Source organism: Caulobacter rhizosphaerae, from assembly GCF_010977555.1.
Lineage (GTDB): Bacteria > Pseudomonadota > Alphaproteobacteria > Caulobacterales > Caulobacteraceae > Caulobacter > Caulobacter rhizosphaerae.
Genome location: NZ_CP048815.1, coordinates 1,783,121 through 1,806,512 on the forward strand (window position 1 = coordinate 1,783,121; position 23,392 = coordinate 1,806,512).

Sequence of the window (23,392 nt, forward strand, 5' to 3'; positions counted from 1 at the left end):
CCCGGGCTGGGTGCGCGTGGCCGTGGTGTCGTTCGTGAAAAGTGCGCGAACCTTGGTCAGACAAATGATCGAGATTGGCATGGCCGATTCGCGCGGCCGCGGTCTGGAAGCGGCGGCGGCCGGAGGCGCGGCCACCGTCTCGCTGAATCAGCCTCGCGCCAGGCTGATCACGTTCCAGGACTGAGGCTTCAGCGTCGCGGTCAGGCGGCCGGCTTCCAGCCTGGCGGTAGGATTGGCGGCCGGGGAGACGGCGTCCGGCGCGGCCTTGGTGTTGGTTTTCTTCAGGTCCGGATCGTGCAGTTGGGTCGAACCGGCGATCACCAGCCCGTCGGCCAGGCCGCGCAGGTCGACCGACAGCGCCATGTCGTCGGTGACGCTGCGGTTCAGGGCGAACAGGGTGGCCGCGCCGGTGTCGGGATCGCGCACGATCGTCGCCAGCAGGTTGGGGACCTCGCCGTGGGCTTTGGTCGGGAACGTGCCGGTCTCGACCTTCAGCCTCAACACCTCGCCGCGGCCGTGGCGGGCGCAGTCGGCGAACGGGTGGAAGATGGTCTGGCGCCAGGCCGGGCCGTCGGTTTCCGTCATGATCGGGCCGATCACATTGACCAACTGGGCCAGGCAACCGGCCTTCACGCGGTCGGCATTGTTCATCATCACGATCAGGCAGCCGCCCACCACCAAGGCGTCCTCGTGATTATAGACCTCCTCGATCAGCGGCGGGGCCTCGGGCCAGCCAGGCTTTTTCAGGTCGTCGGGGCCGCTGGCCTTGTACCAGACGTTCCATTCGTCCAGCGACAGCATGATCCGTTTCTTGGAGCGGCGCTTGGCCGCCACGGCGTCGGCGATCGCGGCCACCTCGCGGATGAAGTGGTCCAGGTCGTCGATCGTGGCCAGGAACTCGTGGATATCGTCGGCGTCGTTGCGGCAGTAGTGGTGCAGCGAGATGTAGTCGACCTGGTCGAAGCACTGGTCCAGCACTTCGTATTCCCACTTGCCGTAGGTGGGCATGGCTCGCTGGGACGAGCCACAGGCGGTCAGCTCGATGGTGGGATCCACCCACTTCATCACCTTGCCGGTCTCCTGGGCGATGCGGCCATACTCGGCCGAGGTCTTGGCGCAGATCTGCCAGGGACCGTCCATCTCGTTGCCGATGCACCAGAACTTGACCCCGTGCGGCTGCTCGTAGCCGTGCGATCGGCGCAGGTCGGAGTAGTAGGTTCCGCCCGGATGGTTGCAGTATTCCAGGAAGTGACGGGCCTCGTCGGCGCCGCGCGTGCCGACATTGACCGCGAACATCGGCTCCAGCTGCGCCTTGCGGCACCAGGTGATGAACTCGTTGGTCCCGAACTGGTTGGTCTCGGTCGAATGCCAGGCCAGGTCCAGGCGGACGGGGCGCTCTTCCTTGGGCCCGACGCCGTCCTCCCAGTTGTAGCCCGACAGGAAGTTGCCGCCCGGATAGCGGACCAGGGTGACGCCCAGCTCCCTGGTCAGGTCCAGCACGTCCTGGCGAAAGCCCTCGGGCGTGGCGGTGGGGTGGCCGGGCTCGTAGATGCCGCCATAGACGCAGCGGCCCATGTGCTCGACGAAAGTGCCGAAGATCCGGCGGTCCAGCGGCGCCACCACGAAGTCGGCGTCGGCGATGATCTTGGCGGTCAGCATGGCGGACTCGTAAGGCTAGAGAAGGTGGAACAGCAGGTCGTTGACGCGTCGCTCGGCGTCGGCGAGGGCGGTGTCGATCGGCTTGCGGCCGGTGATGGCGCTGGCCATCTCGTCGCCGATGATGTCCTGGATGGCGAACTGGCGCTGGACCTGGGGCGGCAGGGTCTGGCCGATGGTCGCCAGCGGCGCGATGGCCTGGCGATGGGGCAGGGCCTTGAAGCGGGGGCTGTCGATCACCGCTTGCATGGCCGGCAGGTGGCCGGTGCGCGACCAGTCGTAGTCGTGGTCGGCCAGGAACCGCACCAGGCGATAGACGGCGACGCGCTGGGCCGGCGTGCGCTCGCGGTGCGGCACGACCCAGGCGTGGCCGTCGACATAGGCCGCATCGCGGGTCCCGAACAGCCGCGGATAGGGCATGACCGCGTAGCCGTTCGACAGCGGCCGGCCCGGCGTATGCGATTCCGCCTCGAACGTGCCGATCATCCAGGTGCCGACCAGATAGACCCCGCCGTCGCCGTTCATGAAACCGCTAGTGGCGGCCGGATAGTCCTGGTCCTTGGTCGTCAGGTTCTCGTCGTACATCTGCTTGAGCAGCGCCACGATCCGATGGGCTTCCGGCGTTGTCAGCTTGATGTGCTTGGGATCGGGAAAGAACGCCGCGTCCTGGGTCATCAGCCAGGTGTAGAGGTTGCGGGTGTAGCTGGCCGTCTCGTTGGCCATGGCCTGGACCAGATAGGGCCTGCCCGTGGCCGCCTTGAACTGGCGGGCCTGGATCAACAGCTCGTCGGCGCTGGTCGGCAGGATCGGCTGGCCGTCCCGGACCAGCCCCGCCTGGCGGAACTGGTTCAGGTTGACATGCCAGAGCGGCGCCCAGTTGTCGAAGGGCAGGCCCCAGACCTGGCCGTTCTTGGTCACCCCCTCGCGGGCGGCGCGGGTGAAGGCGGCGGGATCGACGCCGACGCTTTCCAGCCCAGGGCCCATCGGTTCGATCAGGCCCCGCGACTGGTAGTCCGAGATCGCTGACATGTGCATGGTCACCAGGTCGGGCGGATCGCCGGCCGCGAACTGGGCCGACAGCTGGTCGTAGCCGGGCCAGGCGGCGATGTTGACCTTCAGCCGGATGTCGGGGTTCTCGCGCTGGAACTGATCCAGCAGGCCGGTGATGATCTCGCACTCGCCGTCGGGATTGCGCGCCCCGGCTCCGGCCGAGCGGCACTCGCCGAAGATGCGCTGGACGGTGATCTGGGTGATGTCCGCCTGTTTCGCGCAACTGGTCAGGACCAGGGCCATAGCGGCCAGGGCAAGGACGCGAAGACGGCTCATCGCACCGCCGCTCCCGACACCGCCCGCACGATGTACTTCTGGAAGAACACATAGACGACCAGGATCGGCGCGCTGGCGAACACCGCCTGGGCCATCAGAAAGCCCAGGCCGCTGGTCTGGGCGAAGTTGATCTGCGAACTGGCGACGCCGACGGTCAGGGTGAACATTTCGCTGCGCGTCGCCGAGATCAGCGGCCACCAGTAGTCGTTCCACGACGACAGGAAGGTGAAGATGCCCAGGGTCGCCTGGGCCGGCAGGGTCAGGGGCAGGAGCACCTTCCAGAACACCTGCCGGCGGCTGGCGCCGTCCAGCATCGCCGCCTCGTCCAGCTCGGCGGGAATGGCCTTGAAGTACTGGGTCATCAGGAAGACCCCGAACGGCGCGGCCAGGCCGGGCAGCACCAGGCCGGGGTAGGTGTTGTGCAGGTGCAGGGCGGAAAACAGCTGGTGACGGGTGATGATCACCGACTGCTCGGGCACGGCCAGGCCGAATAATACGAGGGCGAACAGCCACTTGCGGCCCGGGAACTCCAGCCGGGCGAAGCCGTAGCCGGCCAGGGACGACAGCACCAGGACGCCGGCGGTCGTGCACAGCGAAACCACCAGGCTGTTGGCCAGCCAGCGGAAGACCGCGGGGCGGGCCAGGATCGAGCCATAGTTCTCCAGCGTGTAGGGCGCGCGAAACACCGAGGCGGTGTCGCGCAGCAGCTCGCCGTTGGCCTTCAGGGACAGGCCCACGGTCCATAGCAGCGGCAGGACCATGACCACGGCCGCCAGGGTCAGGGCGGCCCAGCCGACGCGGTCGATCCAGGGGTTGCGCCCGGCGGCGCGGTCCAGGGCGCTCATCGGCTCGCCGCCTTGTCGCGGGTCGTGACGTACTGGAGGATCGTGGCGACCAGGATCAGGCCGAACAGGATCTCCGAGGCGGCGGCGGCGTAGCCGATGTCCCAGCGCCGGAAGCCGACCTCGTAGATGAACAGCACGATCGGCCGCGAGGCGCCGTTGGGACCGCCCTGGGTCAAGAGCTGGGCCTGGCCGAACAGCTGGAACTGCAGCACGCACTGGATGATCACCACCAGCACGATGGTCCGGCGGATCGAGGGCAGGGTGACGCGGGTCAGCGTCTTCCACGGCCCGGCCCGGTCAAGGGCGGCGGCTTCATAGAGTTCGGCTGGAACCTGCTGCAGGGCGGCCAGGTACAGCATCATCGGCAGGCCCAGGCACCACCAGACGGTGGTCAGGGCGATGGCGGGCAGCACCAGGTCCGGGTGGCTGAGCAGGGGAAGCGGCGGCCGGCCGACCGCGTGCATCAGGTTGGCGATCAGACCGCCGTCGGGGATCAGAACGAGCCGCCAGATCAGGGTGACGATGGTCACCGACAGCACCGACGAGCTGAAGAACACGCCCCGGAAGATGGCCGCCGCGCGGGTGGGGCGGTTCAAGGCTATGGCCAGGCCCAGCGCGATCACCGCCAGCGGCGGAACGGTCAGCAGCACGAAGAGGAAGGTGTTGCGCACCGCCTGCAGGAAGACCGTGTCGCGCAGCAGCCGGCTGAAGTTCTCGATGCCGACGAACGCCTCGCCGCCGAACAGGTCGGCCTTGTGCAGGCTCAGCCAGACGCCGGCCAGCAGCGGGTAGAGCAGCAAGGCCAGGTAGACGAGCAGGTAGGGCCCGACAAACAGGCCGTTGGTCCAGCGGCTCTTGCGCGACGAGGCGGCGGTCATGGCTGGCCGCCGATCGGCGATGGGCCGTAGTGGGCGCGGTCGTCGGCGTCGAACAGGTGCCTGGCGCCGTCGAGGGCCAGGCCGACCCGGTCGCCCATGGCCGCGCGACTGGCCCCGACGTCCTCGGCGGTGATCGTCGCGCCGTCGGTCAGGCGCAGATAGACCAGGGTGCGGTCGCCCAGGCGCTCGACGAACTCGACCTGGGCGTCGACCAGGCCGGCGCCCGGCGCCACGACCTTCACCCCTTCGGCGCGCAAGCCCAGGCGCCAGGTCGGGCTGGTCGGCAGGGCCGCGAGGGGGACGTCGGTGTCGAGGCTCGCGCCGCCGGGCAGGGTCGCGCGGGCCAGTCCATCCACGCCGGCGTCCAGGGTGACGTCCAGGAAGCTCATCGGGGGCGAGCCGACGAAGGTGGCCACGAAGCGGTTGGCGGGCCGGGCGTAGATCTCCATCGGAGTCCCGACCTGCTGGATCCGGCGGTCGCTCATCACCACGATGCGGTCGGCCAGGGTCATGGCCTCGACCTGGTCATGGGTGACCAGGATCATCGTCGCCTGCACCCGGCGGCGCAGCTGGGCCAGCTCCAGTCGGGTGCGCATGCGCAGGGCGGCGTCGAGGTTGGACAGCGGCTCGTCGAACAGGAACAGGTCGGGTTTCTTGACGATGGCCCGGCCGATGGCGACGCGCTGGCGCTGGCCGCCCGACAGCTGGCCGGGCTTGGATTTCAGGAACCGCTCGATCTCCAGGATCCGGGCGGCTTCGGCCACGCGCGCTTCGATCTCGGCTTTCGGAACCTTCGCGTTGCGCAGGCCGAACGCCATGTTCTCGAAGATCGTCATGTGCGGATAGAGGGCGTAGTGCTGGAACACCATGGCCACGCCGCGGTCGCCCGGCGGCAGGGGATCGACCCGTCGCTCGCCGATGTGGATCTGGCCGGTCTCCACTGTCTCCAGCCCGGCGATCATCCGGAGCAGCGTGGACTTGCCGCAGCCCGAGGGGCCGAGGAAGGCGATGAATTCGCCGGGCGCGATGTCGAGGCGGATGTCGTCGAGCACGGCCACGGAACCGAAGCTCTTGCTCAGATGGTCAAGCCGCACGCGCGCCACGGTCTGCTCCCCCCGGACGGCTCGGCGGCCCGCAAGGCGGAAGGATGGCGTGAAGCCGCCGTCTCCTCCCGATCACGCGGCGCCGAGCGCCTTTGTTTCCGCTCGCCTTGGTGGCGCGCTGGTCTGATTATTTACTCAGACAAAAGCGGGATAACGTTGAATCCTGGATGGCGCAAGATGAAATGTGAGTGGGGATAGTTGGCGAAAGGCGGGCAAACCGGAGCTGTGCCGACGCGCGTTATTGTCCGACTATATGGCCTGCCCGTCGGAGCTCAGCTTTAACGACGGGGACGAGCGCAAGCGCCCGTCCCCTTTGCCGAGAGGCGGCCTACAGCACCCCGTCGATGGCCCGCCGAACGCCCAGCGGGTTGTCGGCCTTCAGCGCGGCCGGCAGCAGGGCGTCGGGGATGTCCTGGTAGCAGACCGGACGCAGGAAGCGCTCGATGGCGCGCGTGCCCACCGACGTGCTGCGCGGGTCGGACGTCGCCGGGAACGGACCGCCGTGGACCATGGCGTGCGAGACCTCGACGCCGGTCGGCCAGCCATTGGCCAGGACACGGCCCGCCTTGCGCTCCAGGATCGGCAGCAGCGGCCGGGCGGCCTCGACGTCGGCCGGGTCCATCTGCAGGGTGGCGGTCAGCTGGCCCTCCAGGCTTTCCAGGACCGTCGCCAGCTGGGCGGCGTCCTTGACGCGTACGATCAGCGAGGACGAACCGAACACCTCGTGGCTCAGCACCTCGTCGCGCTGGAAGGTCTCTGCGTCGACGCTGAACAGCGCGCCAACGGCCTGGTTGACGCCGTCGCCGACGCAGCCGCGCGCCAGCAGCTTGACGCCGTCGCGGTCGAGCAGTTGGTTCACGCCCTGCTCATAGGCGCCGAAGATGCCGGGGGTCAGCATGACGTGCGGCGGGGCCACGGTCAGGGCGGCGACGGCGGCGGCCTCGAAGCGGTCGAGATCGGGACCTTCGAGCGCGAAGATCAGGCCGGGATTGGTGCAGAACTGGCCCGCGCCCATGGTCAGCGAACCAACGAACGCCGTCCCCAGGGCCTCGGCCCGGGCGGCCAGGGCGGCCGGCATCAGCACCACGGGGTTGATGCTGCTCATCTCGGCGAAGACCGGGATCGGCTCGCGGCGTTCGGCGGCGATGCGCATGAAGGCCACGCCGCCGGCCCGCGAGCCGGTGAAGCCCACGGCCTTGACGCGCGGATCGGCGACCAGGCCGGCGCCCAGGGTGCGCTGCTGGCCGATCAGGATGGAGAACACGCCGGCGGGCAGGCCGGCGGTCTTGATCGCCTTGTCGATCGCGCTGCCGACCATGGCGCCGGTGTTCGGATGGGCCGAGTGGCCCTTGACGATCACCGGGCAGCCGGCCGCCAGGGCCGAAGCGGTGTCGCCGCCGCCGGTCGAGAAGGCCAGCGGGAAGTTGCTGGCGCCGAACACCACCACGGGGCCCAGCGGGATGAAGCGCTGGCGCAGGTCGGCGCGGGGCAGGGGCGTACGCTCGGGCAGGGCCGGGTCGATGCGCGCGCCGATCCAGTCGCCGCGCCGCACGACCTGGGCGAACAGCCGCAACTGGCCGCAGGTGCGGCCGCGCTCGCCGGTGATGCGGGCCTGGGGCAGGCCGGTCTCGGCCATGGCGGTCTGGATCAGCTCGTCGCCCAGCGCCTCGATCTCAGCGGCGATAGCCTCGAGGAAGGCCGCGCGGGTCTCAAGATCCGTCTCGCGATAGATGTCGAACGCGGCGGCCGCGGCGGCGCAGGCCGCCTCGATCTGGGCGGCGCTGGGCTCCGGGAAGCTGGGACCGAAATGTTCGTTGGTGGCGGGGTTCAGGGCCCGCAAATCAGCTTTCGGAGCGGCTTCGGCCATGTCGTTCTTTCTCTACTCGATGAACGCCGGGGCGACGACCCGTCGGCCCAGCAGGAAGGCGTCGGCGACGTGACGCAGCGGACTGACGTCGACGTCGCTGGCGGCGTCGGCCACCAGACGCGCGAAGGCGTCGTAGAGGCCGGCATATTCAGCGTCCGGGCCCTCATGGAGCAGTTCGCCGTCGATGAACAGCTTGGCGCCGCCATGCGACAGCTTCAACACGCCGGCGTCGGTTTCGACCGCGATGTCCCAGCTCTGCGGGCCCGTCTGCAGGAAGTCGAACTCCGCCCGGACCGGCGCGCCGGCCGCGTCCACGAAGTCCAGCTCGGCCTGGATCGGCGACTGGCAGTTCTCGGGCACGTGCAGCACCGCGCCGGTCAGGAAGAACGGCCGGGGCAGGATGGCGGTGGCGATCGACAGGGCGTTGATGCCCGGGTCGAACACGCCCAGGCCGCCGGCCTCCCAGATCCAGGTCTGACCCGGGTGCCAGACGCGGACGTCCTCGCGCCAGTCGATCCGCACGGCCTTGATGGCCTTGTCGGCCAGCCAGGCCCGGGCCGGCGCGACGCCCTGGGCGTAGCGCGAGTGCCAGGTGGTCTGCAGGGTCAGGCCGCGGGCGGCGGCGGTCAGGCGCAGGTCCTCGACCTCGCTCAGCGTCGCGCCGGGAGGCTTTTCCAGCATCACGTGCTTGCCGGCCGCCAGGGCCAGGTGGGCCAGCGGGTGGCGCGGCTGGGGCGGGGTGCACAGCGACACCGCGTCGACCGCCACGTCGCTGGCCAGCAGGTCGGCCAGGGTCGTGAAGTGGGCGACGCCCTCCAGGTCGGCGTTGCGGCTGACGATGGCGACCAGCTCGAACCGGTCGTCGGCGGCGATGGCGGGCAGGTGCTGGTCGCGGGCGATCTTGCCCAGGCCAACGAGAGCCAGGCGGATCTTGCTCACAGGCTGCGCACCGTCACCGGCTTGTCCTCGGCCAGGGCCAGGGGATTGCTGACCGGGTGGAGGAACGGGGCGGCGCTGATCTCGAACACGTCGCCGACCTGCGTCTGGAAGCCCTCCGAGAACGACAGGGTGGCCGTGCCGAAGAAGTGCACGTGCACGTCGCCGGGCTTGCGGAAGATGTCGTACTTGAAGTGGTGGTGCTCGAGATTGGCGATCGTGTGGGACATGTTCGCCTCGCCCGACAGGAAGGGCTTCTCCCAGACCACCTGGCCGCCGCGCAGGATCTTGCTGGCCCCGCGCACGTCGGCCGGCAGGTCGCCGGTCAGCAGTTCGGGGCCCAGGGCCGCCTGGCGCAGCTTGGAGTGGGCCAGCCACAGATAGTTGCCGCGCTCGATCACGTGGTCGGAGAACTCGTTGGCCAGGCAGAAGCCCAGCCGATACGGCGCGCCATCGGGGCCGATCAGGTAGACGCCGGCGATCTCCGGCTCCTCGCCGCCGTCCTGGGCGAAGGCGGGCGAGGTGAGCGGTGCGCCGTGGCCGACGACGTGCGAGCCGTCGCCCTTGTAGAACCATTCCGGCTGGGCCCCGACGGCGCCGGCGGCGGGCTTTCCGCCCTCGACGCCCATCAGGAACATCCGCATCGAATCGGTCAGCTGCTCGCCCGCCTGCGCGGCCTTGTGCATCTTGTCACGGCCCTCGGCCGAGCCCAGGTGGGTCAGGCCAGTGCCGGTCAGCACCAGGTGGGCGGGATCGGGATGGTCGATCGGGGCCAGCACCCGGCCCTCGGCCAGGGCGGCGGGGATGTCGACCTCGGCGCCGAGCGGGTGGGCCTGGGCGGCCTCGGCCAGGGTGGCGCCGGCGGCCAGAGCCGCCTGGGCCAGGGCCAGCAGGGTGTCGGCCACCTCGACCTTACGGGCCAGGCCCGAATCGTTGACCGCCGCGAGGATTCGCGCCCCGTCCTTTTCCTTCAGTTGCACGAACCGCAGCACCATGGCTGTCGTTACCTCCCAGCGGGTTTGGCTATTTAGTCAGACAAATAGCGATCTGTCGGACGGTGTCAAACCCGGATCGACGGGGTTGTCGCCACGGTCATCGCCGGGTTGGGCGCTGTGATAGCACGGGAACCGGCGCAAACCCGCGCCACGTCGGGGTTTGGCAATCATCGTACTTTTGAGCGTGTAATTTGGCTGCGGGTTCGGTGGCCGCCTGCGAAATCCCTTGTCGTCGCATGAACAGTCTCGTTAGTGTCCGCTGCGCCGGATAGGCGGACGGACGGGGGCTCCGTCCGTCGACGGGCAGGGAGTGAAGCGCGCGTGCGGAAGAAGAAGGACAAGGCTGGGGACGGGGAGTTCGCGCGCGACGGGCTGGCCAATAGCCGGATTCACGGCTCGATCGCCCGCACCCTGGGCGTGGCCATCGTCTCAGGCCAATACGCGCCTGGCGACATCCTCAACAACGAGATCGACTCCAGCGAACAACTGCACGTTTCGCGCAGCGCCTATCGCGAAGCCATCCGCATCCTGGCCGCCAAGGGGCTGGTCGAGAGCCGTCCCAAGACCGGCACCCGCGTCACCGAGCGCAACCGCTGGAGCCTGCTGGACCCCGAGGTGCTGGCCTGGTTCTTCGAATCCGAGCCCAGCGAGGAGTTCCTCAAGGGGCTGTACGAACTGCGAATGATCGTCGAGCCCGCGGCCGCGGCCCTGGCCGCCGAGCGTCGCAACGACAGCCAGCTGGAGCGCATGCGCAAGGCGCTGATCCAGATGGAGAGCCAGACCCTGGCCACCGACGCGGGCCAGGCCGCAGACCGCGACTTCCACGACACCGTGCTGGAGGCGACGGGCAACGCCCCGCTGTTCACCCTGTCCAGCAGCATCGGCGCGGCGGTGCGCTGGACCACGATCTTCAAGCAGCGCAAGCGCGAGTTGCCGCGCGACCCGATGCCCGACCACTGGAAGGTGTTCGACGCCATCGCCGCCGCCCGGCCCGACCAGGCGCGACAGGCGATGGAAAAGCTGGTCGGTCTGGCCCTGGAAGACACCCGGGCGGCGATCGAGCCGAAGGACTGAGCCGGAGACCTCCGATGAGTTTCGATTTCCCGTCGTCGCGGCGCGCGGTGATGGCTGGCGCCGGTGCGGCGGTGCTGGGCGGCGTCGTCGCGCCGTCCGCGGCTAGCGCCCAGGCCAAAGGCTCCAGCGAGGTCGCTCGCAATCCGCTGGTGCGACAACGGGCCGACGCCCAGGTGTTCCGCCACCGCGACGGCGACTACTACATGACCGCCTCGGTTCCCGAATATGACCGGCTGGTCCTGCGCCGCGCCCGCACCCTGGCCGGTCTGGCGACCGCGCAGGAGGCGGTGATCTGGCGACGCCCTGCCCAGGGCAAGCTAGGCGGCTATATCTGGGCGCCGGAACTGCACCAGATCGACGGACGCTGGCACATGTATTTCGCGGCCGGCGATGCGGGCGAGCCGTTCCACATCCGCACCTACGTCCTGCGCTGCCTGGACCGCGACGCCCTGACCGGCCGCTGGGAGCTGTTGGGCCAACTGCAGACGCCGTGGGACACCTTCACGCTGGACTCCACCGTCTTCAGCCACCGCGGCGTGCGCTATCTGTGCTGGGCGCAGCAGGAGCCCGGGATCGCGACGAACAGCAACCTGTACCTGGCGCCTCTGGCGACACCGACCACCCTGGCCTGCCCGCCGGTCCGCCTGACCGTCCCGACCCTGCCGTGGGAGATCGAGGGCTACAAGGTCAACGAGGCCCCGGCCTTCCTGGCGCGCAACGGCCGGGTGTTCATCGCCTATTCGGCCAGCGCCACCGACGCTCGCTACTGCCTGGGCCTGCTGATGGCGAACGCCGACGCCGACCTGATGTCGGCGGACGCCTGGAGCAAATCCCAGGTTCCGGTCTTCGTCTCGTCGGAGGAGACCGGCGTCTACGGGCCGGGCCACAATTCCTTCACCGTCGACGAGCAGGGTCGCGACGTGCTGGTCTTCCACGGCCGCGACTATAAGACCATCCAGGGCGACCCGCTGTTCGATCCGAACCGCCACACCCGGGTGCAGCGGCTCTACTACCATCCGGACGGCGCGCCCGACTTCGGCGTGCCCGTCGGGGCTGGCGAGATCCCCGACCGATTCGCGCCGTTGGATCGGCCGGGCGCTTATCTTCGCCTGGACGGGACGCGGCTGACCGTCGGCGACGGCCCGCTGGCGACCACGCAGTTCCGCCAGAAGGCCGGGGCCGCCGGCGCGGTGGTCCTGGAGCCGATTCTCAAGCCGGGCCAAGGGCTGCAGGCCACGGCGGATGGTGGAGTGGTGCTGGCTCCCGCGCTGCGGGACCCGACGCGGAGCGGCTTTCGCAAGGTTCGCGGACTGGCCGGGCGAGGGGTTTCGTTCGCAGCCCTGGCGCCGGGCGGGGGCTATCTGCGCCACCGCGACGGCGCGATCGTGGTCGGGCCGGCCAAGGACGCCCGCGACAGGGCCAGCGCGACCTTCATCGTCAGCTGAATCAGCCGAAGGGGACCTGCTCGGCGCTCTCTCCAGCGCCGCCACGCCGGAAGCCGTGGGAATCGGCGTCCGTGTTTTCCCCGAAGGCTGAAGCGCTGCGGCCAAACCTCGCCGGAAAGGCGCCGTACGCGGCATGCGCCGGTCCGTGACGAACGGATTTTTTCGTATCCCCAAAGGCTTCCCGTCAATCTATCGTCGGACAACTGCCAGCGAACGATTTCCTTATCCGTTCAATTAGAAGACCCGGTTTCTTGCGGGTGCGGGGCAGCGCAGCTCTCACATTGACGCCGCGTCTCGAGCGGTATAGTCAGACAAATGAACAGGAGTGAAACGAGCGGGATGTCGGTCGCTCCGCCCGGGTGGCGGACAATCCTCCTGACGTCCCGTCAAGCCCTCCCGCCGTCGCCGACCCAAGGCCCCCTCTCCCAGCAGGGGCCGCCTTATCAAGGACTGTCATGAGCTCTGCCGCCGTTCCGCCCCGCGCCCTTCGTTCGCGCGCCTGGTTCGACAATCCCGACAACGCGGACATGACGGCGCTGTACCTTGAGCGCTACCTGAACTTCGGCCTGTCGCTGGAAGAACTGCAGTCGGGCAAGCCGATCATCGGCATCGCCCAGACCGGCAGCGACCTGTCGCCCTGCAACCGTCATCACTTGGTGCTGGCCGAGCGGATCCGTGAAGGCATCCGCACCGCCGGCGGCATCGCCCTGGAATTTCCGGTCCACCCGATCCAGGAAACCGGCAAGCGTCCGACCGCGGGCCTGGACCGCAACCTGTCCTATCTGGGCCTGGTCGAGACCCTGTACGGCTATCCGATCGACGGCGTGGTCCTGACCATCGGCTGCGACAAGACGACGCCCGCCTGCCTGATGGCCGCCGCGACGGTCAACATCCCGGCCATCGCCCTGTCGGTGGGGCCGATGCTGAACGGCTGGCACAAGGGCCAGCGGACGGGCTCGGGCACCATCGTCTGGAAGGCCCGCGAGATGCTGGCGGCCGGTGAAATCGATCGCGCCGGCTTCATCAAGCTGGTGGCCAGCTCGGCCCCGTCGACCGGCTATTGCAACACCATGGGCACGGCCACGACCATGAACTCGCTGACGGAAGCGCTGGGCATGTCGCTGACCGGCTCGGCCGCCATCCCCGCGCCTTACCGCGACCGGCAGCAGAACGCCTATGAGACCGGCCTGCGGATCGTCGAGCTGGTGGAACAGGACATCAAGCCGTCCGACATCCTGACCCGCGACGCCTTCCTGAACGCCATCGTCGTCAATTCGGCGATCGGCGGCTCGACCAACGCCCCCATTCACCTGAACGGCCTGGCCCGCCACATGGGCGTGGAGCTCTCGGTCGACGACTGGCAGACCTACGGCGAGGAGGTGCCGCTGCTGGTCAACCTGCAGCCGGCCGGTGAATATCTCGGCGAGGACTACTACCACGCCGGCGGCGTGCCCGCCGTCGTCAACCAGCTGATGGGCCAGGGGCTGATCCGCGAGGACGCCCTGACCGTTTCGGGCAAGACCATCGGCGAGGCCTGCCGCGGCGCGACCATCGAGGACGAGGCGGTGATCCGTCCGTTCGACAAGCCGCTGGTCGAGCGCGCCGGCTTCGTGGTCATGCGCGGCAACCTGTTCAATTCGGCGATCATGAAGACCAGCGTGATCACCAAGGAATTCCGCGACCGCTACCTGTCGGACCCGAACGATCCGGACGCCTTCGACGGCGAGGCCGTGGTGTTCGACGGCCCCGAGGACTACCACCACCGGATCGACGATCCGGCGCTGGGCATCACCGAGCGCAGCGTGCTGTTCATGCGCGGGGCCGGGCCGATCGGCTATCCCGGCGCGGCCGAGGTCGTGAACATGCGGGCCCCCGACTACCTGATCAAGCGCGGGATCCATCAGCTGCCGTGCATCGGCGACGGGCGCCAGTCGGGCACGTCCGGCTCGCCCTCGATCCTCAACGCCTCGCCCGAGGCGGCGGCCGGCGGCGGCCTGGCCCTGCTGAAGACCGGCGACCGCGTGCGGGTGGACCTGCGCAAGTCGCGGGTCGACGTGCTGGTCACGCCCGAAGAGATCGTCGCGCGGCGCAAGGCGCTCGAGGCGGCCGGCGGCTACGCCTATCCGGAAAGCCAGACGCCCTGGCAGGAGATCCAGCGGGCCATCGTCGGCCAGATGGAGACCGGGGCGGTGCTGGAGCCGGCGGTCAAATACCAGCGCATCGCCCAGACCAAGGGCCTGCCGCGCGACAACCACTGAGCCAATCCACCGAAGACAAGCGCCGACCAACGGCGACCCTAGGGAGAATATCGTGAAGCTGACCACGCTGAAGCACGCGCTCGTCGCGGGCCTTGCCACTGCTGCGCTGGCGACGGCCGGAGCCGCCCTCGCCCAAACCGCTGTCACCGGCGCCCTGCGCGCCGACCAGCCCGGCGCGGTGATCCAGCCGGAAGTCTACGGCCAGTTCGCCGAGCACCTGGGCCGGGGCATCTATGAGGGCGTGTGGGTTGGGGAGGACAGCAAGATCCCCAACACCAAGGGCTATCGCAACGACGTGGTCGCGGCCCTGAAGCAGATCCACGTGCCCGTGGTCCGCTGGCCGGGCGGCTGCTTCGCCGATGACTATCACTGGCGCGAGGGGATCGGCCCGCGCGACAAGCGCCCGACCAAGGTCAATGTGATGTGGGGCGGCGTCGAGGAGCCCAACAGCTTCGGCACCAACGAGTTCATGGACTTCGCCGAACTGATCGGCGCCAAGACCTATGTCGCCGGCAATGTCGGCAGCGGCACGCCGCAGGAAATGGCCGAGTGGGTCGAGTACATGGTCTCGCCGACCAAGTCGACGATCGCCAACCAGCGCCGCGCCAACGGCCGCGACAAGCCCTGGAAGCTCGACTTCTTCGGGGTCGGCAACGAGAACTGGGGCTGCGGCGGCCAGATGACGGCGGCCCACTACACCAATCTCTATCGCAACTTCGCTGAGTTCGTGCGCGTGCCGGCCGGGACCAACACCGTCAAAGTGGCCAGCGGCCCCAACGCCGAAGACTACGCCTGGACCGAGACCCTGATGGCCGGCGCGGCCAACAACATGAACGCGTTGAGCCTGCACTACTACACGATCCCCACCGGCAGCTGGAAGGACAAGGGCTCGGCGACGGAGTTCAATGAGCAGCTGTGGGCCGACACCATGGTCTCGACCATGAGGATGGAAGAGCTTGTCACCAAGCACAGCGCCATCATGGACAAGTACGATCCCGAGAAGAAGGTCGGGCTCTATGTCGACGAATGGGGCATCTGGCACAATGTCGAGCCGGGCACCAACCCAGGCTTCCTCTACCAGCAGAACACCATGCGCGACGCGGTGGTGGCCGGCGTGAACCTGAACATCTTCCACAAGCACGCCGACCGGGTGCGGCTGACCGCCATCGCCCAGATGGTCAACGTGCTGCAGGCGATGATCCTAACCGACAAGGAAAAGATGGTCCTGACCCCGACCTACTGGGTCTACGACCTCTACAAGCCGTTCCAGGGCGCGACCTCGCTGCCGCTGGAGATCAGCAGCCCGAACTACACGCTAGGCAAGTCCAGCGTCCCGGCGGTCAGCGCCTCGGCGGCCCGGGACACGGCGGGCGTGGTGCACCTGGCGCTGGTCAACGTGGATCCGAACAAGTCGGCGACCGTGACGATCAAGCTCACGGGCGTGGCCGGCAAGGCGGCCAAGGGCCGGGTGCTGACGGCCTCGACCATGGCGGCCCACAACACCTTTGACGCGCCCAACCTCGTCAAGCCGGCGGCCTTTACCAACGCCTCGATCAAGGGCGACGTGCTGACCGCGACCCTGCCGAGCAAGTCGGTGGTGGTGCTGGACCTCAACTAGGGTCGAGACCGAGCCGGGGACATGCCCATGGGCATGTCCCCGGCTTGCGCCATGACTGTTCCGGCCAAGGCCGGGCGGGCTCCGCGGATCCGGACAGGGATCCGCGGAGCCCTTGGCGTTTCTTCCGAGGCGTAAGGCTGGAGCGAAATGGGCTATGGTCGCTGCGCTCTAAACAGCCTGAGGAGGAAATGGCGATGAAGACGTTCCTGGCCCTCTACATGGGGTCCGACGCGCCCGTGGATCCAAGCTCGCTGGACCCGTCCACCATCGACAAGGGCATGGCCGCCTGGGGCCAGTGGATGACCGATCACGCCGGCCAGGTCCTCGTGACCGGCGGGCCGCTGGGCAAGACCAAGAAGACGGGCAAGGACGGTGTAAGCGACATCCGCAACAAGGTCGCCGGCTACGTCGTCGTGCAGGCGGAGTCGCACGAGGCGGCGGCGCAGCTGTTCGAGAACCATCCCCACTTCGCGATCTTCCCGGGGGACTCGGTGGAGATCATGGAGCAGCTGCCGATCCCGGGGCAGGAGTAGTTTCGAGCCGTCATCCCGGTCTGAACGCCAAGGCCGGGACGACGGCTCGGCGGATGGCTAACCGCGCCCCCACAGCCGCTCGAACTTCCACCCGGTCAGGTTCTCGACGATGGCCTTCGACTCCGGGCTCTCGGCCTGGGTCTCGCCGGCCCGCAGACGCTCGACCTCGTGGATCAGCACTTCGTGGGTGCGGGCGTTGAGGCGGAACGACCAGGAAACCACCAGGCCCCACAGCATGACCAGGATCGGGCCGCCGACCATCACCAGCACCACGGCGCGTACGGCTTCCGGAGTCTGGACCACCGCGACGCCGGGATGGGCCTTGTCGGCCGAGACATAGCCGCCCAGACCGATCAGCGAGGTGGTCACGACGATGGCCCCAGACTGGGCGATCTTGCGCACGAAGGTCATCACCCCGGCGAAGATGCCCTCGCGGCGCTGGCCGGTCACGGCCTCGTCGACATCAGGCAGGTAGTTGTAGACGCTCCAGGGCACGAAGTTCAGCGTCCCGCGTCCCAGACCCGCCAGGACGATCGGGACGAACAGCCAGAACGCCACCATCGGATTGAAGGCGGCGCTGGTCGGGATGAAGGCCGCGAACGTGTCGCCGCCGAGGGCCGCCAAGCCCTCGGCGAAGCCGGCCGGCCGGATCAGGTAGAAGGTCAGGAACAGCAGCAGGGCCGCGCCAACGAAGCTGATGGCCATGCGATAGGCGGCGGTCGGCCCGGTGCGGATGACCACGTTGATGGCGATCATCACCGAGACCAGCTGGGCGACGTACATGGTGGTCATCAGCTGCGAGATCACCAGGGTCGCGCCCATCATCACCGTCGCCACGAACAGGGGAAAGGCGGTGTTGAAGATGTCTTGGCTGATGTAGCCGCCCAGATAGAGGCTGAGGTGCTGGCGGAAGGCCTTGATGCGCAGGGTCGAGAACAGGTCGCGGAACATGTTGACCGGGATCAGCGCCGCCCGCTTCCAGTCCATCGGCTCGGGCTGGATCAGCTTTTCCGCCTCGGTATAGGGCCGCTCCCAGGTCAGCAGGACGACCAGAAGCACCACCAGGCTGAACAGGACGCCGAAGATCGCCGCCATGATCAGGAAGGTGCCGGGCGAGTCCTTGCCGCCGAAATGGCTGATGATCAGGGTTGGCAGGTAGGAGGCCAGGATCGCCGAGCTCTGGGCGACCAGCATCCGCGCGCCGGCGAACTTGGCCTTCTTGCCGTAGTCCTTGGTCATCTCCGCCGCGAGGGTTTCCCACGGGATCAGGAACATCGTGTAGAGGAACTCGAAGAAGACGAAGGTGGTCAGGTAGTAGGCGAACGTCTGGCCGGTGACGAAGATCAGGGCGAAGCTGGGCAGCAGCGGGATGGTCAGGATCAGGAAGATCTTGCGCCGGCCGATCTTCCGCCCGACCCAGGTGTGGCGCAGGTTGTCGGAGATGTAGCCGATCAGCGGGCAGGTGATCGCTTCAAGCAGGCGCGGCAGGCCCAGGATCAGGCCGGTCTCGACCGGCGACAGGCCGCAGAAGGTGATGAAGAAATAGGCCAGCCAGCCGGTGATCACCGCCTGGGCGCCGGCCCCCAGCATGTCGCCGGAACCCCAGCCCCAGTAGTTGATCCAGGTGGGTGTGCGGAGTTCCGGCGTCGCCATCTGCGTGTCATTCCCTTGGAGGCGAGGGCTTGGCGCCCCTTGTTCGTTGTTCGGCGGCTGGGGCGAAAACCTCGTCCTTCGACAAGCTCAGGATGAGGTTTTCTATTGCCGGAATCTGGGCTCTGGTCCTCATCCTGAGCTTGTCGAAGGATGAGGGCCACGCACCGAGTTGGAGCCTTAGATAAACGCGCGCTGGAACTCGCCCAGGGCCAGGATGGCCAGGGACTGGCCGTACGGCATCGAGGTCAGGGGGATGTCCTTGTAGCCCTGCAGGGTGTCGAACACCGGGGTCCCGAACGACACCTGCTGCAGTTCGCCCTTATCGTCGATATTGGCCAGCACGCCCTTCAGCGCCTTGATCCCCATCTCCTGATACTCGCGGCCGATGTAGCGCTTGCGCACGGCCTTCAGCACGCCGTAGGCGAAACCGGCCGTGGCCGAGGCCTCCAGGTACGAGGTCTTGTCGTCGACCAGGGTGTGCCACAGGCCGGTCTCGGCGTCCTGGTAGCGGGCCAGGGCCTTGATCTGGGCTTCCAGGGTGTCGATCAGGAAGTCGCGCAGCGCGTCGCCGGGCTTCAGGTCCAAGAGCTCGATGAACTCCGGGATGGCGATCGTCACCCAGCAGTTGCCGCGGGCCCACAGGGCGTCGGCGAAGTTATGCCGGCCCTCGAAGGTCCAGCCATGGAACCACATGCCGGTCTTGCGGTCGGCCAGGTACTTGATGTGCACCATGAACTGGCGCTTGGCCTCTTCGACGAAGTCGTCGCGGCCTAGCAAGAGGCCGATCTTGGCCAGGGGCAGGACGCTCATCATCAGCGTATCGTCCCACAGCTGCTGGGGGTTCTCGCTGTTGAAGACGATGTGCTGGAAGCCGCCTTCCTCGGTGCGCGGACCCTCGTACATCACGTAGTCGGCCCAGGTTTCGAGGTAGGGCAGGTAGGTGTGGTCGCCGGTGGCCTCGTACAGGTAGGCCAGGGTCAGGAACGGCGAGACCGTGTTGATGTTCTTGGTCGGGGTGCCGGCCTCGAAGCGGTCGGCGAACCACTGCGTCATGATCTCGAAGGCCCGCGGATCGGCGGTCATCTCGTACTGCTTCCACAGGCCGTACAGGCCCACGCCGTGGGTCCATTCCCAGTCGTTCCAGCCCTTGGTGTCGATGACACGGCCGTCGTCGAGGCGCAGCAGGAACTCGCCGGTCTCGTCCTGGATGTCGACCAGGTTGCTGATCAGCAGGGCGATCTTGGCCTTGATGTCCTTGGCCTCGAGGCCGTGGGCGAGATTGGGCACGATAGTCTCCTTGGAAGTCTTTTCAGGCGCAGACGGGGGAGCGTCCGGTCAGGGTTTGAAGTCGGGCGCGGGAACGCAGGCGACGGGAATGCCGCCGCGTACGGTGCGCAGGGTGACGAGCTTGACGGTCTCCAGGGCGTCGCCGGGCGCGCCGTCGCTGGTCACCGCCAGGGCGAGGGTGTTTTTGCCATGCAGGTCGACGATTCCAGTCGGCAGGACGAAGGTCCGCTGCGGGCCGACATGGGCGATGAACTGGCCCATGTTCCAGCCATTGACGAAGATCAGCACCCGGTAGCGGCCCGGCGAGCGCGGCGTGTTCGGATCGCCGATGGTCAGGCCCAGGGTGGTGTCCTGGTCCTTGGGCAGGTCCAGGTCGAAGCTGGTGCGGTACCAGGTCGTGCCGGCGGTGGACTTGGTCGCGGCCATGTCGGCCTTGGCCCATTCCGCGTCGGGGAAACCGGGCAGGTGCCAGCCCATCCGTTCGCCGTACTGGCCGCCGTTGTTGGCGTTGCCGCGCACCGGGTCCTGGATGTCCTCGCCGCCAAGGTTGCCCTGGATCTTCCAGGCGATCGGCACGGCGAAACTGTAGCTGCTCGGACCCGACAGCGAGGCCGAGACCAGGCCCCGGGCCTCCTTGTGGAAATCGTCGGCGTCCAGGTCCCAGTTGTGACCGTTGTTGCGGACCATCACCGAGATCACGTGCTCGCCGGTCCCGCGCAGATCTTCCGGCAGCTTGAAGGTGGCAACCCCGGTGGTGATCGGGCGGGGCAGGGCGCCGTCCAGCTCGTGCTGGCCCAGGAACCGGCCGTCCAGCCAGACCTGCAGCATGCCCGCCCCGCCGCCGCCGTAGTGCAGGGTCAGGGTGTCGATGTCGGGCTTGCCCTGGTAGCGGCCGCGATACCAGACGTCGCCCTGGTGGAAGCCGTAGGCGCTCATGTCCAGGACCGGTTGGCCCGTAGGACCGCGCACGGTCGAGCCGCTACGGCGGCCCTCGGTCTTCAGCCAGGCGGCGTCGTCGAATTTCGGATCGGCTTCCGGCGAGCCCGGGGCGGTCTTCCAGTCCAGCCTGGCCAGGTCGGGCACGGTGATCGCCGCCGGACCGGCCAGCGGCTTGTCGGCCAGCAGGCTGCCCGACGCGGTGGCCTTGACCGCGACCTTGGCGCCGTTCCAGCGAAGGGCGGTCACGGCCTTGGGCGCGAAGACCTCCAGCGGGCTGGCGGTCTCGGTGTCGCCGGTCAGGCTGAGCACGCCGCCCTTGACGGCGTCGCTCCGCACTAGGCCCGGGCCGCGCACCAGCAGGGCGTCGCGGCGCCAGAAGGTCTGGCCGGTCTCGGCGTCGGCCAGCAGCAGGGTCAGCGGCGGACGCCCGCCGCCGGTGATCCGCACGCGGGCCAGGCCCCCTTGGACGCCCCCGTGGGCGTAGGTCAGCTTCAGGTCGCCCTTGGCGGCGTCGAAGCTGGAGGCGACCTCGCCCTCCAGGACCTCGACCTTCGGCGCCGAGGCGTAGCGCAGCACCGTCTCGCCCGCCTCGCCGGCCCGGCCGTACAACAGGGCCAGGTCGCCGTCGTTCCACTTCAGGTGCGTCTGGATCTCGGACGTCGAATAGACCAGCCGCTGGCCGCCCAAGTCGTAGCTGGCCATCAGCATCTTGCTGTCCTGGCCCTTGATCCGCGAGGCCACCTCGTACTCGCCGTCGCGGGTCTTGACCTGGAAGGTGAAGGCCTCGTCGCTCACGCCGCTGCTGGGGTTGTGGACCACCACATAGAGGTGGCTGCCCGTCTCGGCGTTGACGTTGTGATAGACGCGGACCTTGTCATTGGCTGGCTTGACGGCCTCGCCCTTGTCCATGCGGCGCAGGTCGGGCACGGCGGCGATGAACTCGCCCATCTGCTTCATCACCCGCGCCTTGTCGCGCAGGCCGCGGGCCTCGTCGATCGCCGAGCCGTAGTCGTAGGACGTGAACACCACCGGGCCCGGCAGCCAGCCCCAGCTGGTCCCGCCATAGGTCATGTAGAAGCTCTGGATCGTCAGGCCGTTGGCGATGTTCGTGCCGTAGAACACCCGCTGGTAGCCGACGCCGCGATGCTGGGCGGTGCAGTCGTAGTCGCCGTTGCTGCCCCAGTAGTCGAACCAGCCGCCGCCGAACTCCGCCGCGAAGCCGGGGGTGTTGGGGCTGGCCGAGGCGCCGCCCTTGGCCCCGCCGGGACCGTACAGCCCCCAGTCCGGCGCGACGCCGGGGCTGGACGGGGTGGAGTCGACCTTGCAGCTGCCGCCGGGATAGCCGTCGAAGGCATAGAGGTCGTTGGGCCCTTCGACCGTGCCGGGGACCTTGGAGTCCTTGGGGACCCAGTAGCCGTTGCGGCCCTTGTCGTTGTGGAAGATCGGGACGGTGATCCCGTCGGCCTTGGCCTTGTCGTCCAGCCACCGCATGTAGCGCTGCTGCGGGGCGCCGACCACGTCCAGCTCGTTCTCGATCTGGTGGGCGATCACCGTGCCCTGGCCGGTGGTCAGCTGGTGGCGGGCGATCACGGCGTTGATCCGGGTCAGCCACTCGTCGGCGGCGGCGACGTATTCCGGCGCGTCGGTGCGGGCCCGGGCCTGCTGGTTGACCATCCAGCCGGGGAAGCCGCCCCGGGTCAGCTCGGCGTTCACATAGGGCCCAGCGCGGGTGATGACGTAGAGGCCTTCCTCCTTGGCCATGGTCAGCACGCGGTCCATGTCGCGCACGCCGTTGAAGTCGTAGACCCCCTGTTTGGGCGAGTGGTAGCCCCAGTCGAAATAGATGGCGACGGTGTTGTAGCCGCTGGCCTTCATCTTCTGGAGGATGTCGCGCCACAGGTCCGGGCTGGGCACGCGGAACGGGTGGAACTCGCCGCCCCACGAGAAGACCCGCTCGCCGTCGACCTTCAGCGAGTACTTGTCCCAGGTGATCTGGTGAGCTGGCGCCGGCTTGGCCGCGACCGCCTGGTCGCCGCCTTCCTTCAGCACCGTGAAGTGGCGCACTGTGCCCGACAGCTCCGGCAGCTCGGTCTTGGGCGTCCAACTCCGAAATCCATCGTGGCTGTCGCTGTACCAGTAGCGCTTGGCCGAATATTCGTCGAAATAGATCCGCCAGCCGCCGTCGGGAGTCCGGACCATGGCGGGGCCTTCGACGCCCTTGCCCCAGCCGGCCCAGTCGCCGGTTCCCTTGGCCTGCCAGGGACCGTCCAGCGAAGGGGCGGTCCACAGCTCGATGAACTTGCTGGTCTCGTTCTTGGCGAAGGCGTTGTAGAGCCCGCCCTCGCGCACCACGAAGGTGTCGATGAAGTTGGGACCCAGGCCGCTTAGCGGCTTGGGCGCGGACCAGGTCGCCAGCGAGGCGTCGGTGGCGGTGATCCGGTAGGGCTGGAACTGGCCGGCGATGCTGGTGGTCGAGACCGACAGGATCAGGCTGATCGCGCCATCCTGCTCGACGAACCATTCCGGCGCCCAGCTGTTGGTCGCCCCGGGCACGTCGATCGTCACGTCGCGCAAGAAGGTCCAGTCGGTCAGGTTCTGGCTGCGGGCCAGGCCGATGGTGTTCCCGGTCCAGCCGGTGGTGTAGGCGACATAGTACCAGCCGTCGGTGTGCTTCATCACGCTGGGATCGCGGATCAGGCCCTTGGGCGGGGTGTAGGCCAGTGGCTTCTTCAAGGTGAAGCGCGTGCCGTCGGCCGAGTCGTAGACGCTCATGTTCGATTGGCTGGCGTTGGTGAACGCCGTCATCGTGTAGCGCGCGGGCTCGGCCCGGACGGGTTCTACAAAGGCGGTGGTGGCCAGCAGGGCGAGCGAAAGGCCCAAGGCGCATCGACCGACGAGCGCCCCGCGTGGCCCTCGTCCTTCGACAAGCTCAGGATGAGGTCCATTCACAGGCCTCGCAGTCGAAAACCTCATCCTGAG

General features: G+C 68.2%; 16 protein-coding genes. 5 read left to right on the forward strand and 11 right to left on the reverse strand.

Annotated features, from left to right (window positions below):
* Positions 1 to 147 precede the first annotated feature (147 nt).
* From arfA to araD1, 8 genes are all read right to left on the reverse strand, one after another.
* Positions 148 to 1,659, reverse strand: coding sequence for an arabinosylfuranosidase ArfA (gene arfA, locus G3M57_RS08500; RefSeq protein WP_056752396.1), 1,512 nt, complete (start codon positions 1,657 to 1,659; stop codon positions 148 to 150).
* Between the two features lie 15 nt (positions 1,660 to 1,674).
* Positions 1,675 to 2,982, reverse strand: coding sequence for an extracellular solute-binding protein (locus tag G3M57_RS08505; RefSeq protein ID WP_163229954.1), 1,308 nt, complete (start codon positions 2,980 to 2,982; stop codon positions 1,675 to 1,677).
* Positions 2,979 to 3,827: a carbohydrate ABC transporter permease gene (locus G3M57_RS08510; protein WP_056752390.1), complete on the reverse strand. Its 849-nt coding sequence runs from the start codon at positions 3,825 to 3,827 to the stop codon at positions 2,979 to 2,981. Before G3M57_RS08510 ends, G3M57_RS08505 begins: the two co-directional genes overlap by 4 nt.
* Positions 3,824 to 4,705 (reverse strand): carbohydrate ABC transporter permease, encoded by an 882-nt coding sequence (locus tag G3M57_RS08515; RefSeq protein WP_056752389.1) that lies wholly within the window; start codon positions 4,703 to 4,705, stop codon positions 3,824 to 3,826. Before G3M57_RS08515 ends, G3M57_RS08510 begins: the two co-directional genes overlap by 4 nt.
* Positions 4,702 to 5,799, reverse strand: coding sequence for an ABC transporter ATP-binding protein (locus G3M57_RS08520; protein ID WP_230983924.1), 1,098 nt, complete (start codon positions 5,797 to 5,799; stop codon positions 4,702 to 4,704). The genes G3M57_RS08515 and G3M57_RS08520 overlap by 4 nt, the downstream gene beginning before the upstream one ends.
* A 337-nt stretch (positions 5,800 to 6,136) precedes the next feature.
* Positions 6,137 to 7,675, reverse strand: a complete 1,539-nt coding sequence (locus G3M57_RS08525) for an aldehyde dehydrogenase (NADP(+)) (RefSeq protein ID WP_056752383.1) — start codon at positions 7,673 to 7,675, stop codon at positions 6,137 to 6,139.
* 12 nt (positions 7,676 to 7,687) lie between these two features.
* Positions 7,688 to 8,614: a Gfo/Idh/MocA family protein gene (locus G3M57_RS08530; protein WP_056752378.1), complete on the reverse strand. Its 927-nt coding sequence runs from the start codon at positions 8,612 to 8,614 to the stop codon at positions 7,688 to 7,690.
* On the reverse strand, positions 8,611 to 9,606 hold the full coding sequence (gene araD1 / locus G3M57_RS08535; RefSeq protein ID WP_163229958.1) for an AraD1 family protein: 996 nt from the start codon (positions 9,604 to 9,606) through the stop codon (positions 8,611 to 8,613). Before araD1 ends, G3M57_RS08530 begins: the two co-directional genes overlap by 4 nt.
* Before the next feature lie 321 nt (positions 9,607 to 9,927).
* Here araD1 and G3M57_RS08540 point away from each other — a divergent pair, with 321 nt between their 5' ends.
* The 5 genes from G3M57_RS08540 to G3M57_RS08560 all read left to right on the forward strand — a co-directional run bounded on the left by G3M57_RS08540 (position 9,928) and on the right by G3M57_RS08560 (position 16,534).
* Complete coding sequence (locus G3M57_RS08540; protein WP_056752370.1) at positions 9,928 to 10,680, forward strand: FadR/GntR family transcriptional regulator; 753 nt, start codon at positions 9,928 to 9,930, stop codon at positions 10,678 to 10,680.
* 14 nt (positions 10,681 to 10,694) lie between these two features.
* The gene (locus tag G3M57_RS08545; protein WP_082564460.1) at positions 10,695 to 12,125 is read left to right on the forward strand and encodes a family 43 glycosylhydrolase; all 1,431 of its coding nucleotides are present in this window, start codon (positions 10,695 to 10,697) and stop codon (positions 12,123 to 12,125) included.
* 455 nt (positions 12,126 to 12,580) lie between these two features.
* Complete coding sequence (locus G3M57_RS08550; RefSeq protein ID WP_056752367.1) at positions 12,581 to 14,383, forward strand: IlvD/Edd family dehydratase; 1,803 nt, start codon at positions 12,581 to 12,583, stop codon at positions 14,381 to 14,383.
* A gap of 52 nt (positions 14,384 to 14,435) precedes the next feature.
* Entirely contained in the window at positions 14,436 to 16,001 is a 1,566-nt protein-coding gene (locus G3M57_RS08555) for an alpha-N-arabinofuranosidase (RefSeq protein WP_082564459.1), read from the forward strand.
* Positions 16,002 to 16,195: 194 nt separating this feature from the next.
* Positions 16,196 to 16,534: a YciI family protein gene (locus tag G3M57_RS08560; protein WP_230983925.1), complete on the forward strand. Its 339-nt coding sequence runs from the start codon at positions 16,196 to 16,198 to the stop codon at positions 16,532 to 16,534.
* 57 nt (positions 16,535 to 16,591) lie between these two features.
* Here the strand turns inward: G3M57_RS08560 and G3M57_RS08565 are convergent, their stop codons facing one another.
* The 3 genes from G3M57_RS08565 to G3M57_RS08575 all read right to left on the reverse strand — a co-directional run bounded on the left by G3M57_RS08565 (position 16,592) and on the right by G3M57_RS08575 (position 23,293).
* On the reverse strand, positions 16,592 to 18,187 hold the full coding sequence (locus tag G3M57_RS08565; RefSeq protein WP_056752361.1) for an MFS transporter: 1,596 nt from the start codon (positions 18,185 to 18,187) through the stop codon (positions 16,592 to 16,594).
* 177 nt (positions 18,188 to 18,364) lie between these two features.
* Positions 18,365 to 19,474, reverse strand: a complete 1,110-nt coding sequence (bglB, locus tag G3M57_RS08570) for a beta-galactosidase BglB (protein ID WP_056752357.1) — start codon at positions 19,472 to 19,474, stop codon at positions 18,365 to 18,367.
* 48 nt (positions 19,475 to 19,522) lie between these two features.
* Complete coding sequence (locus G3M57_RS08575; protein ID WP_056752355.1) at positions 19,523 to 23,293, reverse strand: beta-galactosidase; 3,771 nt, start codon at positions 23,291 to 23,293, stop codon at positions 19,523 to 19,525.
* Positions 23,294 to 23,392 lie beyond the last annotated feature (99 nt).